This window comes from Pelosinus fermentans DSM 17108 (assembly GCF_000271485.2).
Classification (GTDB): domain Bacteria; phylum Bacillota; class Negativicutes; order DSM-13327; family DSM-13327; genus Pelosinus; species Pelosinus fermentans.
This window is the reverse complement of record NZ_AKVN02000001.1, coordinates 1,635,513-1,648,861: the sequence shown is the minus strand read 5'-3', so window position 1 is coordinate 1,648,861 and position 13,349 is coordinate 1,635,513. Positions and strand designations below refer to the sequence as shown.

Genomic DNA, 13,349 nt, shown 5'->3' with positions numbered 1-13,349 from the left:
CATCATCCCCTATCCAATGGTGCCTTCCAGTTCTATATTAATTAAATTATTCATTTCCACAGCATATTCCAAGGGAAGTTCCTTGGCAATCGGTTCTGCAAACCCTCTTACAATCATGGCTTTAGCTTCTTGCTCACTAATACCCCGGCTCATGAGATAAAAAATAGCCTCCTCGCTGATTCTGCCAATTTTGGCTTCATGACCAATATCTACCTCATCATTTTGAATATCAATGACCGGCAGAGTATCAGAACGAGAAAGATCATCAAGCATTAAAGATTCGCAGCTTACCAAGGATTTGCAATGGTGAGCGTTAGGTGCTACTTTTACCGCACCACGATAAACAGCAACTCCTCCGCCTTTGGAAATAGACCGGGAATTAATATTGGAAGAGGTATACGGTGCTGCATGAATCACAGCCGCCCCTGTATCCAGCACCTGCCCGCCAGCCGCAAAAGTGACGCCGTTAAACTCTGCTCGTGCTCCTTCTCCCTTGAGAATACTACGGGGATACAGCATGGAAATCTTAGAACCAAAAGAACCAGAAACCCATTCAATGCTGCCATTTTTTTCGACCAAGGCACGTTTAGTATTTAAATTCAGCATATTTCTCGACCAGTTTTCGATGGTAGAGTAGCGCAGACTCGCATCTTCTTTTATGTATAACTCGACGCATCCTGCATGCAGATTCATAACATTATATTTAGGAGCCGAACAGCCTTCAATAAAATGAAGCTTCGCCCCTTTATCCACAATAATTAATGTATGCTCAAACTGCCCTGCCCCTGGGGAATTCAAACGAAAATAAGACTGCAGCGGTATTTCCACTTGAACACCAGGCGGAACATAGACAAAGGAACCACCTGACCAAACAGCCCCATGCAGAGCTACAAATTTATGATCATTTGGTGTAACAAGCTTCATGAAATATTCCTTAATCATAGGCTCATACTCTCTTAGGGCACTTTCCATATCGGTGTAGACTACACCTTGCTTAACCAGTTCTTCTTTGACGCTGTGGTAAACTACTTCAGAATCGTACTGAGCTCCTACACCAGCTAATGATTCTCGTTCAGCCTGGGGAATTCCCAAACGTTCAAATGTATCTTTAATATCATCAGGAACCTCATGCCACTTACCCTTCATTTCTGTATCTGGACGAACATAGGTAACAATATCATCCATATCCAGTTCGTGCAGAGAGGGCCCCCATGTCGGCATTGGTATTTGATTATAAATTTCCAAAGAACGAAGGCGAAATTCTCGCATCCATTCCGGATCATTCTTTTCTTTGGAAATATCCAGCACAATTTGAGAAGTTAATCCTTTTGAAGCTTTATAACGATAGTGATCTTCATTTTTAATATCATAAAGACCTCGGTCAATATCCTCAATAACAGTCTTCTTCTTATCCATGGAGCGTATTCACCTCACCTGAATCCAGAGCGTCTCCTCCCAGATGTAGAAAACCATTTTCATTGATTTGGGATATCAAGGAAGCATCACCCGTCTGGAGAATTTTCCCGTTCATTAAGATGTGAACATAATCTACGTCTAATTGCTCAAGAATCTTGGTATTATGTGTGATAATTAAAATTGCATTCTGTTCGTTTTTAAAGTGTTTTACCCCTGAGGAAACAATACGAACAGCATCAATATCCAGGCCCGAATCCGTTTCATCCAGCATGGCCAATTGCGGATTGAGCATCATCATTTGTAATATTTCATTTCTTTTCTTTTCTCCGCCTGAAAAGCCGACGTTTACATGTCGTGCTGCATATGTATTATCTATTTTCAAGGTCTCCATAGCTTGTTTCAGCTCTTTCTTAAAAGCCATAATTTTTATAGTTTCACCAGTTATGGCATTTTTCGCTGTCCGCAATAAATTTTCTACCGTTATCCCAGGTATTTCTTCAGGATTTTGGAAAGATAGAAAGATTCCTTTTCTGGCTCTTTCGAAGGTTTTTAAAGCTGTAATGTCTTCCCCCTCAAAAGCAATGGAACCAGCAGTTATTTCATACTTTGGATGGCCCATAATCAAATTCACTAACGTCGATTTGCCGGAACCGTTAGGACCCATAATAACATGAACTTCGCCCTTATTGATTTCAATATTCAAGCCTTTTAAGATTTCTTTGCCTTCAACGGCTGCGTGTAACCCATGAATTGCTAAGAGTTTTTCTGCCATTATTTCACCTCATTATTTCTATCTATCATTTATTATTTTTAACTATTTTCAGGGTTTAATCCCTAGTATTCATAGTGAATTGCTGGGAATTAAATTTATTTTATTCTTTTTTCTACGGCGTGTCAAGCCATACAAGATTTGTAAAAATATTCAGTTAAAACATCGTAAAAATAAAAAGAGAACACAGAGAAACGATAGATAAGGTAAAAAATACCTCTCTGTGTCCTCTGTGTCCTCTGCGGTTCAACGTTTCTAAAACGTCTACTTCCTTTATTACAAAACCAACCTAACGAATCGAAATCTATGAAACGCTCTCTCTATTTAGCAGCTAATGCTATGCCAAGTTCAAGAGCACGTTTGTTAATGTCTTCTGTCCCCTTTGGAACTCGGTGAAGAATCGCTGTTGTAATGGATTCAACACTCACTGCTTTCGTTGTGGCTACAATCGCTCCTAAAGCAACAATATTCGCAAATAGTGCCTTTCCAAGCTCTGCTGTCACTCTTTCCGTAATGGGAAGATGATATACATTTTTCAAATGATCTGGTACTTTTTTGACAAAGGTTGTATCTATCATCAATATGCCATCAGCAGGTAAATCCTTTGAGTACTTATCCACCGCTTCCTGGGTCATTGCCAAAACAAGATTAGGATTAGTTACTTTTGGATAGTGGATTGCTTTTTCCGAAATAATAACTTCTGATTTACTAGCACCGCCTCTTGCCTCTGGTCCATAAGACTGAGACTGAATAGCCATCTTACCATCAAGTAAGGCTGCTTCTGCTAAAATAATGCCTGCCAAAATTAATCCCTGTCCGCCAGAGCCAGATAAACGCATTTCAATCATATTATTTAGCTCCTTTCTGTGCTCTATCAATAATTCCTTGGTATTGTTTTGTATATTCCGGTGCCTCACTTTGATGCAGCACACCGATTTTGAATTTTCCTTCCAGTTGTTCCGGACTTAGTTTTTTAGCTGCTTCTACTGTAACCGCATTATCACGCTGGGTTTTAAGCATCGCAGATGCATCGCCTTTTTTGTTTTGACGACCGAAATAGATCGGACATTGGGTCACGGCCTCAATCAAAGAAAATCCATCATGACTAATACCCTTGGCGATCACGTCTACCAGCATATTGGCATGAAAAGCCGTGCCCCGAGCTACATAGGTAGCGCCAGCAGCTTTTGCCAATTCTGCAATATCAAACGCACGTTCTAAGGTGCCATAAGGCGCAGTTGTTGCTTTACTATCCGTTGGCGTTAGTGGTGAATATTGACCGCCTGTCATGCCATAAATGTTGTTATTGAATAGAATAACCGTTAAATTAATGTTACGGCGAGCAGTGTGGATGAAATGATTACCGCCTATGGCAGTGCCGTCTCCATCACCAGTAATAACAATTACATTTAGTTCAGGATCAGCCAGTTTAATACCCGTAGCTACAGGCAGCGCACGACCATGCAGCGAATGAACCGTATCAAAATTCAGATAACCTGATGCTCTTGAGGAACAGCCGATACCGGATACAATTACGGTTTTATCCTGATCAAGTCCTAGTTTATCAATCGCTTTTATAATAGAACTGGTAACAATACCATTGCCACAGCCTGGACACCAAATATGCGGCAAGCGAGGGCGATAGTATTTTTCAATTAATTTTTCCAATCTATTTTACCTCCCTAAATTAAAGATTTTTCACAAATGCTAATAATTCTTTTGGTGAAATTGGCTCAGAGTCATATTTGGACATTGGTTTTACTGGCACTTTGCCTTCCGCAGCTTTTTTGACTTCACCCACCATTTGACCGTAGTTAAGCTCAGGAACAACAATCACTTTCACTTTCTGGGCCAATTGGGCAATCTCTTTTTCAGGGAAAGGCCATACGGAAATTAGGCGGAACATGCCTACCTTAATACCTTCTTCACGAGCCATATCAATCGCTGCATATGCAGAACGCGCAGTTCCCCCATAGGTCACAATCGCAATTTCAGCATCATCCAGTTTATATTCTTCATACATAGTGATATTATCAATATCACGTTCTACCTTCTCATGCAGTCTTTTAAGAAGCTTTTCAGTGGCTGCGGGAGACCCATTGGGGAAGCCTGTTTCATCATGTACTAAGCCAGTTACATGATAGCGATAGCCTGTACCGAAATCAGCCATAGGAGGTACACCATCACTATCCGGCTCATAGGCTTTAAACTCATTAGGGCCTACTCGTGGACCCTTGCGGACAGGTTTTTCAATGGTATCATAATCAGGAATCTCTATTTTTTCACGCATATGTCCAATGATCTCATCTAGCATCAATAGAACAGGCATGCGATATTTTTCTGATAGTTCATAAGCCTTAATGGTCAGAGTAAAGCACTCTGGCACACTTGCTGGAGTCAGAGCAATAACAGGGTGATCACCGTGGGTTCCCCATCTTGCCTGCATCATATCTCCTTGGGCAGGAGCTGTCGGTTGTCCGGTACTCGGACCTACCCGCTGTACATTGGCGATTACAATGGGAACTTCTGCAATCGTTGCATATCCAATAAATTCTTGTTTTAAAGAAAAACCAGGACCACTTGTAGCTGTCAATACTTTTTTACCAGTCAGAGAAGCACCAACAATCGCTCCAATGCCTGCAATCTCATCTTCCATTTGAATAAATTTGCCACCAACTTCTGGCAGGCGTTTCGCCATTATCTCAGCAATTTCCGTTGATGGTGTAATCGGATAACCTGCGAAAAACGTAACACCCGCAGCGATCGCACCTTCAGCACAAGCTTGATTTCCTTGCAAGAGCAGTACCTTTGCCACTTATAAATCACTCCCTTATTTTTTTTCTATAAATATTGCATAATCAGGACAACGCATTTCACATTGTTTACAGGTAATACATTTTGTTTCATCTACAATTGTAATCTTGCCTAGAGCATCTAACCCTAATACTTGTTTAGGACAGAAAGTTACACAAACTCCACAGCCCTTACAATGCTTTCCTATGGTTTTTATAGCCATACCTTTCACCTCCATCATTCTCTTGTATTATACTAGAGATACTTAGATAATTGCGTCCCATTACAAGGGTATAAGACATAATATATATGAAATATGTAAAACTGTAAAGGCAAGACATACGTCAAAAACCAATGTATTCGTCATTTTTGTCAAATAACGCTGCAATTGTATTTAGTCACACCTATATTTTTACACATCTGCTGGAAAAACAAGACCGATTTGCTTTCTGCAATCATCCATGACTTCCATTACATCTAAAGATAGCTGCAAGGAATTCATAGTTGACTCTATTTTATGATTGTTTATTAAATAAATAAACTCCTTTACCTCATAATACATAAAATCATTACATTGTTCTTGCCCAATATCCTCAATTGAGCCATTATTATAAAAGATTTTTACCACTTTCGGTGTTGATATTTTATCAATTACAATGCTGCCTTCTTCCCCCTGTATTTCATTGCTGACTTGGGAATTGGTAATCTTCGAATGAGATATGATAACTTCCTTATCAGGATAGTGAAGAACAATACTGCCTGCACCATCAACGCCAGAGTCTAACATAATCCCGTTCGCTATCACCTTCTCTGGTTTGCCAAAAAGATAGATAGCAGGATAGATACAGTAAACGCCAATATCCATGATCGACCCATTCGATAATACAGGATTAAAAGCATTTGGCACTTCTCCCGTCTTATAGGCGTCATATCTAGATGAATATTGGCAAAAGTTTGAAAAGAATTTTCTCACTGCACCGATTTTATGAAGGTATTGCCTAACAGCCTGAAAATTTGGCAAAAAAGTACTTTTCATTGCCTCCATTAATAGTACCTGATGCTGCCGTGAAGACTCTATCATCATGGATAGTTCCTTGCGATTAGAAGCAATGGGCTTTTCACAAAGCACATGCTTTCCATGAGACATCAGCAGTACCGCCTGCTTGGCATGTAAGGCATTAGGACTCGCTATGTATACTGCGTCGATTTGATTGCTCTGGGCCATCTCCTGTAAAGAAGTAAACCGATTTTTCACCCCATGGCGTTCTGCAAAAAGCCTCCCCTGCTCTTCCGTTCTGGAATAAACAGCCTCTAAGGAAAATTCACTATGCAGTCTGGCACACCGAATAAAATCATCAACAATCCGACTCGTACCTACTACACCAAAGCGAACCATAATTATCCTCCTCCTGATACAAGAATATCTACCTAAGAATGATAATAAGAAAACACTGCACGGTGAAAAACTAAAACCATTTGAACCACAAAGACGCAAAGGACACAAAGGGTTTTAGTTATACTTTTTTGTACACTCCTTTGTGTGCCGCAGCAGCGGCATTGTGCCTTTGTGGTTCATACCGCTTGTCTTTTTCTACCTATAACACTATACGCTCTCTACTTATAAGAAAAGACTTGGCTTGTGCCAAGTTGGTAAAGAAGCAGGCAGGATTTTTTATTATACCCGCATTAAATATACATTCTTCCTTCATTTCTAATCCCCTGCCTATTTTATATAGAAGTTAAAATTTAAACCTTAAACAATGTTTATTATCATTATAATAATACCTGCTATTCAAATGACCTTCTTAAAACATCAAATACTGTTAAAAAATTTGCATATTATCATCATTTTAGGTAAATCTATAGGTAATCTACATAATCTACTGTAAATGACAATAGGAGGTTCTTATGAAAAGTATGCAAGATCGAAAATGGATGAATCTTACTATAGGCTTATTCCTATCAGCGGCTCTTTTTCTGGGAGGATGCACAAATCTTAACCCAGTTACTCCTGTTGATCCGAATCCTTCCCCAACAACTCCAAGCGTTCCTACCAAACCAGTAGACGACCTGAAAGATGTTAAAGTTGTCTATAACTACAGTGATAACGAAAAAGTACAGTTATCTGCCAATAATCTGATGTTAAAAGTAGGTCAAAAATTAATCCTTGAACCGACGCCAGGTCTTACCCAGAATACACGCTTCACCTCATCAGGTGAATACTTCGTCGGCGATATACTAAAACAAGAAACGGGTGGCCCAGACACTGGTAAAGCCATATTTACAGCCATCGCCCCAGGTAAAGGTAAACTTACCGTTATTCCAAACACCTCAGAAACGGCTCGGGCCAGTGAACTCTGGGTAACAGTCCAATAAGCAATACAAATAAGTAAAAAGGTCGTCCCATAAGGCGAAAGCTTTGGGACGACCTTTTTATCGCTTTCTTAATCTTAGCATATTAAATAAGAAAAACGCTCGTCCTCTGTCATTGCGAGTGATAGCGAAGCAATCTCTTGCTAAGAGATTGCTTCGCTACTGCTCGCAATGACAGATATATGTTACTTTCATCCTCCAAAACTTATACATTCTTATAGTAAGAAAAAAGCTCTCTACTTATTCAAAGTAGAGAGTCTAACAAACAAACATCATCTCATAATTCCTTTCTTTTCCTTGGAGCTAAGCATTCATGGTCGACCTCACATTTTCTAATGATGCAACCCATTCACGCATGGATTTTAAAATAAGCCAAACAGTTACAGCACCAGGATCATAATAGGATACTACCTTTTCACTACTATACATCCCAGGATCAAAACCAGTTTGATAATGTTTTAAATGCTCCATAGCCTCTTTAGCACTAATCTCACCTACCTGTAAAGCCTGAAGAAGGGTGTCACCTTCCTTGACACCGTGACGAAAAGCAACAACAGCAGATTCAAATGTATGAATTATGATTTTACCATCGATATGGTCTGCTCCCCATGCTTTAAGAGTCTGTAATGCTTTATCAAATATAGCGGACAATTGTTTTGCATGAAGTTTATCAATACTAGGCATTCCACTTACGCCACCCAAAAATAAAGTACCAAAAATAATACCTGAGAAGCCTTTGTTGGAGCTAAGCATTGCTATTCCACTATCCGTAAAAATATCATTAATATGAAAGGATCTTTGCTGGGAGAGAGTATGTATTATCGCACTAAAACCTTTTGCAATCTCCCCTCCATGGGCTTTGCCGCCAATCTTTTTATCTAACTCTATTAGCAATGGCTGATTTACAATGATTTGCTTTGAAAGATGAAGAAACATCTGCCTGGTCTCTTCTGTCGTTAACGAAACAATCAATTTATCACCACCTCCTTATATCGCCTTATCTTTTGGGAATTCATCTCGCTGGCGCGACACTCCAGGCAAAAAAAATAATTCATCAAAAGAAGTGTTAGGAAACGCTTTTAATGCACCTGCAATAAAATCCTTGCCTGGGTCATGAATACCCGTTTTCACCTTCCAAAGCTGAGATGGACTAATCTCCATACACTCGGCACATTTCCCTTCTTCATTGAGGTTATATTTTTTCTGATTTTCCTCAAATGCTTTTATATTGAGTTTTACGGTTAATTCTTTTCTTCGCGTCAAAGTATACACCTCCCTTCTCTTGATTGTATCGCCATCGCAACACCATCTTATCATTACCTCATTGCTTACGCAATAACTTTTTTAAAAAACATTTCGTTATCGCAACATCTTTTTTATTGCGTATACGAAACAGAAAAGTTTATACTAAACAAGGAGGTGCTTACGATGATCGATAAAATGAATGAACAACTAAAGAATTTTGGCTTATGGTTTTCAAAAATAAGAGAAGATAGTGGCTTTAAAAGTCAGCGGCAGCTTTCAATTTTTTCAGGCGTAAGCAATACTACGATATCCAGAATGGAGTCCGGAGAACAAAAAGCAAGCCCACAGACCTTAGGAAAATTAGCCCCACATCTCAATTGTTCTTTCGAAGATCTAATGATAAAAGCAGGTTATCTGCCTTGTAATATGGATACCCCCCTGAATGCAGTAGAAGTAGCATCCACGTACGCCGTTCCAGTTCTCGGACATATACCTGCAGGTGCACCTTGCATAGCCCGTGAGTCCATTGAATATTACGAAGATCTGCCAAGTAAATGGCTAAATAGCGAGCCTCATAACTTTTTCATCTTACGTGTGGAAGGCGACAGCATGGAAGGTGCCAGAATCTTTGATGGAGACTTAGCCCTCATAAAGAAACAGCGTACCTTTGATCATGGACAGATTTGTGCAGTTGGAATTTCAGGAAATACACCTGATTTGTATGCAACACTAAAGTACGTTTATGTCATTGATGATGAATTTGTAGAACTGGTACCTGCCAATAACAAATATCCCCGAAAAAAAGTCCCTGTCAAATTCGTTAACATTTTTGGCATCTTGAAAAAGACATTTCGGAATCATTAAACATAAATGAACCGTAGAGGCGTAGGGAAAAGAGACGTAAAAATAAACCTTTTGAAACGCGAAGACGCTAAGGCTATGAAGAACACGAAGGTTAAAGCATTCATATTATCCTTCGTGTTCTTTGCATCTCTTCGATTCCTTCGCGGTTCACCACTTTTTTACGAATTCTCTTTTCCGTGCCGCAAAACGCGCATTATGAATTATGCTTTTTAATTCAAAATTTAGCATAGCAAAAAATAAGCGAAGAAAATCGATTTTACGATTTCCTTCGCTTATTTTTTTTGAAAAGAAAAGTGATCATTTTGCCTGATCTAATGCTGATTTTGCAGCTTCAGTAAATTGCTTATGAGAAACGGTTGCTCCTGAAATAGAATCTACCTGATCGATATTTTGCGTTTCTATCAGCTTGGGCCCATAGGCAGCTGCACCTTTTACCCCTTGCTGCGCTTTCTGATAAAATTCAGGATTTTCAATTTTCCCACTCGTCTTTCCATAATCTATATCCTTGACCTTACCATCTTTTTGAATTCCTCGATAATCTGCCTTAGCGATTTTCCCCTGCTGAATAGTAAGGGTTATTTCACCTACTGCTCCCCGTTCATCAGGGCTGCTTTTAGCTGTATAGGTGCCATCCTTATAACTGTGGCTATGCTCACTATGGCTGCTGTCATTGTGAACAGTATTCGCTTTTTGATTACTACTGCAGCCAGTAAGGAGAAGCCCGATTAATACTCCTGCTGCAGCCATGCATAACCATCTTCTCATGAGACTTCTTCCTCCCTGCAGACGATTCTACGGTCTTTCCGATTGGCTATGCGGCCATGCTCCAAGACGATGCACCGTTCAGCCAGCTCGGCAACTTTCGGATCATGGGTAACCATAATAATGGTATGCCCTTCGCGATGAAGCTGCTGAAAAAATTCTAATACAATTTTAGCATTGGTTTCATCCAAATTACCCGTTGGTTCATCGGCTAAGATCAACATAGGATAGTTAATTAGAGCGCGAGCAATACACACCCGCTGCTGTTCGCCGCCAGAAAGCTGGCTAGGCAAATGACGAGCCCTTTCTTTGAGTCCAACCCTCTCTAAAGCCACTAAGGCTTCTTGTTCGTCAGGCATACTATGATAATATTGAGCTACCATCAGATTTTCTACTGCTGTTAAATAAGGAATCAGATGAAACTGCTGAAATACCAGTCCGATTTTATCTCGCCTGAGCATTGTCAGGTTCCCTGCAGTAACATCGGTAAAATCTACACCGTCCAAAACAATGGATCCTGTGGAGGCTTTATCCATACAACCGATTATGTTCATTAGGGTCGTCTTACCAGATCCGGATGGCCCCATCAGTGCCAGCCATTCACCCTTTTCTACTGTTAAATCAATCCCTTGAAGGGCCTTCACACTTCCATAAATCATCGATACATTATGCAATTCTAGTAAACTCATATTCATTAACCTCCTCTACTCGCCTCTGAGTACAATCGCTGGTTCAACTTCCGTTGCAATTTTTACCGGGATTAGGCATGCTAAGCCGGTAACTGCTATAGAAACAACCAATGCTAATAGCGCAATCAAGGGCTGAAATGAAATCATCCTGCCAAAAACGTTGACACTTACCGCTTGAGCAAAAAAGAAACCTAAAATCGTTCCCAGCAGACCGCCTAAGGCTCCTAATGCCAGACCTTCCCCTAAAAACTCAAGGATAATGCTGCGATTTTCCGCACCCAGCGCTTTCTTTAAACCAATCTCTTTACGCCGCTCTGTAACAACTGCCATCATCGTTGTAGCTACACAAATTAGAGTAAGCAGCAATACTACAATTGTGACTAGATAAACCAACGCCTGCAGCTTTCCAAGAACCGTCTGCTCCGACTGGGTCACCTGTTTCACTAAACGCGGTGCCACACCAGGAACTTGCTCTCCAATTTGTTGTGTTAATGTGTTTAGTTCTGCCTCATTAGCCGTAATGCTGACCTGAGCAATACTAATCACACCTTCCTTTTTCAACATCTGTTGGAGCAAAGACAGATCAAGAAAAATAAAGTTTTCTTCCGAACCCCCTGTCCGAAGAATGCCAGCAACTTTCACTTTCTTTTCAGTTTCGCTGCCAGCTGCCGCGAGAGTCACTTGCTGTCCTGGTTCAATTTCTAATCGTTCTGCCACTTCAGCACCAATCACGATATCCTCAGACTGATCCGCTGGCCACTCACCACGGATCTGCCAGTAAGGGCTTACTTTCTTTACAGCCTGGAAATGCGTACCTGCAACTAGAAAAGGCTGTTCATTTAGCTTAATACGATCATACAAATATGGGGCAATGCCAATTAGCTTATCTGAGGGCAAAAGCGTAGTCGCATTGGCAACCAGGTTTTGCGCCATCACCTGTTGATCACCATCTGGCGTTAACAATAAATTAGCACCATAGGAGCGAAACTCCCTGCCCATTTGCCTAGGAACATCATAATAAATGGTAACAAGCCCTGATACGACAGTCGCGCCAATCGCCACAGCCAATAATGCAATCAACATGCGAGACCGACGGCGAAGCAAGGCATTCCAGATCATCTTCGTGTACATTGAATATTTTGTCATCTTTATCACCTGCCATGAAGTACTGCTGCCGGACGCAGCGATAAAAGCATTCGCATAGCCGGAAGGCTACCGACCAAAGTAATTAGAATTACTGAAATAATGACCCAAGGAATGACCATTGCATTAATTGCAACGGCGGTACCAAATACATTGTGACCAATAATTTGAGCAAATCCCAAGCCTAAAAAATAGCCTGCAATACCACCAACTAAACCCGTTGTCATAATTTCCGTGAGAGTCAGCAGTAAAACATCCCGATCGGTTGCACCAAGTGCTTTAAGCAAACCAAACTCCCGACTGCGTTCCATAATATTAGCCATTAAAAGATTGGAGATCCCCAGAGCTGATCCAGCTAAGCTGAGCCCTGTGATCAATAGCATTAACAGCTGTGTCTTTTGCAGAATCGTCCCCTCTGATTCAGCAACCTGCCGAACTGGCTTGGCACGGGAATCGCCAACAGCTTCTTCGATTTGATAAGCAATTGAACTTACATAAGCTGTACAATACCAGGTTTCCCATTCTTTCAGGGAAAGACTTTTTGGATCATGGGCTGCTTTGCGGGCTAAATCATTCTCTGGCGTCGTTATAGCGCTTACTTCTATTTTGCCAATTTTACCAGGAAGGTTTAGTCCTTGCTGAACAAAAGGCAGGGTCACAAAAATTTGATCATCTTCAGCACCGCCGCTATTAAAAATCCCCTGCACAGTCAGCGCTTCCCGCTGGGTACCTCCTGGCAAGGCAATCTCCACCGAATCACCGATTTGAAGGTTTAATTTTCGCGCTAATGTAGAACCAACCATTGCTCCCTTAATGTCAGTATCATTGATCCAATTTCCCTCAACTGCCCACCAGGATTTTAGTTCTTTAATTCCGGTCTCCACAACTTCACCTGTAGGCAGCTCTAATGGCCGGTTAAACCAGGTCCCTACTACGGTTATATCATCTGAACCGACAGTAGCCTTCGTTTCGAGTAAAGGAGAAAATGCAACAATATTATTAGCCCAGAAAATAGTTTTTAACTTACCGACATCAGCTTCCTGCAAATACTGCCCTGTCTTTCCAGAACTGGCTTCTATTCCATAAACATCCCGCAAGACGGATGCCGCCCGAGGAATTACAGTAATGTTTGCTCCGTACGCTTTCAGTTCCCGATTCACCTTATCGCCTACATCAAGCATTACGTTCAGCATGGCTGTTGTCAGCGAAACGCCCAATGCAATGGTAAGAGCTACCATAAACATCTTTCGGCTCTGCCTAACAAGAGCTCCTTTCAGCATCTCCCAAAACATGAC

Annotated in this window: 15 protein-coding genes; 2 read left to right on the top strand and 13 right to left on the bottom strand. The window is 40.9% G+C overall.

Features of this window, described 5'->3' with window-relative positions:
• Positions 1 to 9 precede the first annotated feature (9 nt).
• From sufB to FR7_RS07250, 7 genes are all read right to left on the bottom strand, one after another.
• Positions 10 to 1,416 carry a Fe-S cluster assembly protein SufB gene (sufB, locus tag FR7_RS07280; protein WP_007930920.1) on the bottom strand — a complete coding sequence of 469 codons (1,407 nt, stop codon included), beginning with the start codon at positions 1,414 to 1,416 and terminating at the stop codon, positions 10 to 12.
• A complete protein-coding gene (sufC, locus tag FR7_RS07275; RefSeq protein WP_007930921.1) occupies positions 1,409 to 2,188 on the bottom strand; it encodes a Fe-S cluster assembly ATPase SufC in 780 nt (259 codons plus the stop codon). The genes sufB and sufC overlap by 8 nt, the downstream gene beginning before the upstream one ends.
• 317 nt (positions 2,189 to 2,505) lie before the next feature.
• Positions 2,506 to 3,033 (bottom strand): 2-oxoacid:acceptor oxidoreductase family protein, encoded by a 528-nt coding sequence (locus FR7_RS07270; protein WP_007930922.1) that lies wholly within the window; start codon positions 3,031 to 3,033, stop codon positions 2,506 to 2,508.
• A gap of 1 nt (position 3,034) precedes the next feature.
• Complete coding sequence (locus FR7_RS07265) at positions 3,035 to 3,853, bottom strand: 2-oxoacid:ferredoxin oxidoreductase subunit beta (protein WP_007930923.1); 819 nt, start codon at positions 3,851 to 3,853, stop codon at positions 3,035 to 3,037.
• A 19-nt stretch (positions 3,854 to 3,872) separates the two neighbouring features.
• Positions 3,873 to 5,000 (bottom strand): 2-oxoacid:acceptor oxidoreductase subunit alpha, encoded by a 1,128-nt coding sequence (locus FR7_RS07260; protein ID WP_007930926.1) that lies wholly within the window; start codon positions 4,998 to 5,000, stop codon positions 3,873 to 3,875.
• Between the two features lie 15 nt (positions 5,001 to 5,015).
• The gene (locus FR7_RS07255; protein WP_007930928.1) at positions 5,016 to 5,201 is read right to left on the bottom strand and encodes a 4Fe-4S binding protein; all 186 of its coding nucleotides are present in this window, start codon (positions 5,199 to 5,201) and stop codon (positions 5,016 to 5,018) included.
• 189 nt (positions 5,202 to 5,390) lie between these two features.
• Positions 5,391 to 6,374, bottom strand: a complete 984-nt coding sequence (locus FR7_RS07250) for a Gfo/Idh/MocA family protein (protein ID WP_007930930.1) — start codon at positions 6,372 to 6,374, stop codon at positions 5,391 to 5,393.
• A gap of 512 nt (positions 6,375 to 6,886) precedes the next feature.
• On the opposite strand from FR7_RS07250, the gene FR7_RS07245 reads away from it, so the two are divergent.
• Positions 6,887 to 7,354, top strand: coding sequence for a hypothetical protein (locus tag FR7_RS07245; RefSeq protein ID WP_007930932.1), 468 nt, complete (start codon positions 6,887 to 6,889; stop codon positions 7,352 to 7,354).
• 300 nt (positions 7,355 to 7,654) lie between these two features.
• Here the strand turns inward: FR7_RS07245 and FR7_RS07240 are convergent, their stop codons facing one another.
• Positions 7,655 to 8,323, bottom strand: a complete 669-nt coding sequence (locus FR7_RS07240) for a DAK2 domain-containing protein (protein WP_007930933.1) — start codon at positions 8,321 to 8,323, stop codon at positions 7,655 to 7,657.
• Between the two features lie 15 nt (positions 8,324 to 8,338).
• The gene (locus FR7_RS07235) at positions 8,339 to 8,623 is read right to left on the bottom strand and encodes a hypothetical protein (protein WP_237715531.1); all 285 of its coding nucleotides are present in this window, start codon (positions 8,621 to 8,623) and stop codon (positions 8,339 to 8,341) included.
• Positions 8,624 to 8,779: 156 nt separating this feature from the next.
• Between FR7_RS07235 and FR7_RS07230 the strand changes: the two genes are divergently transcribed.
• Complete coding sequence (locus tag FR7_RS07230) at positions 8,780 to 9,460, top strand: LexA family protein (RefSeq protein WP_007930937.1); 681 nt, start codon at positions 8,780 to 8,782, stop codon at positions 9,458 to 9,460.
• A gap of 297 nt (positions 9,461 to 9,757) precedes the next feature.
• Here the strand turns inward: FR7_RS07230 and FR7_RS07225 are convergent, their stop codons facing one another.
• Genes FR7_RS07225 through FR7_RS07210 form a run of 4 tightly spaced genes read right to left on the bottom strand, consistent with a single transcriptional unit; the run spans position 9,758 to position 13,346 of the window.
• Complete coding sequence (locus FR7_RS07225; protein ID WP_007930938.1) at positions 9,758 to 10,225, bottom strand: FMN-binding protein; 468 nt, start codon at positions 10,223 to 10,225, stop codon at positions 9,758 to 9,760.
• Positions 10,222 to 10,911, bottom strand: a complete 690-nt coding sequence (locus FR7_RS07220; RefSeq protein ID WP_007930939.1) for an ABC transporter ATP-binding protein — start codon at positions 10,909 to 10,911, stop codon at positions 10,222 to 10,224. Before FR7_RS07220 ends, FR7_RS07225 begins: the two co-directional genes overlap by 4 nt.
• Positions 10,912 to 10,926: 15 nt before the next feature.
• The gene (locus tag FR7_RS07215; protein ID WP_007930941.1) at positions 10,927 to 12,066 is read right to left on the bottom strand and encodes an ABC transporter permease; all 1,140 of its coding nucleotides are present in this window, start codon (positions 12,064 to 12,066) and stop codon (positions 10,927 to 10,929) included.
• A complete protein-coding gene (locus FR7_RS07210; protein ID WP_007930943.1) occupies positions 12,063 to 13,346 on the bottom strand; it encodes an ABC transporter permease in 1,284 nt (427 codons plus the stop codon). The genes FR7_RS07215 and FR7_RS07210 overlap by 4 nt, the downstream gene beginning before the upstream one ends.
• Between the last annotated feature and the right edge of the window lie 3 nt (positions 13,347 to 13,349).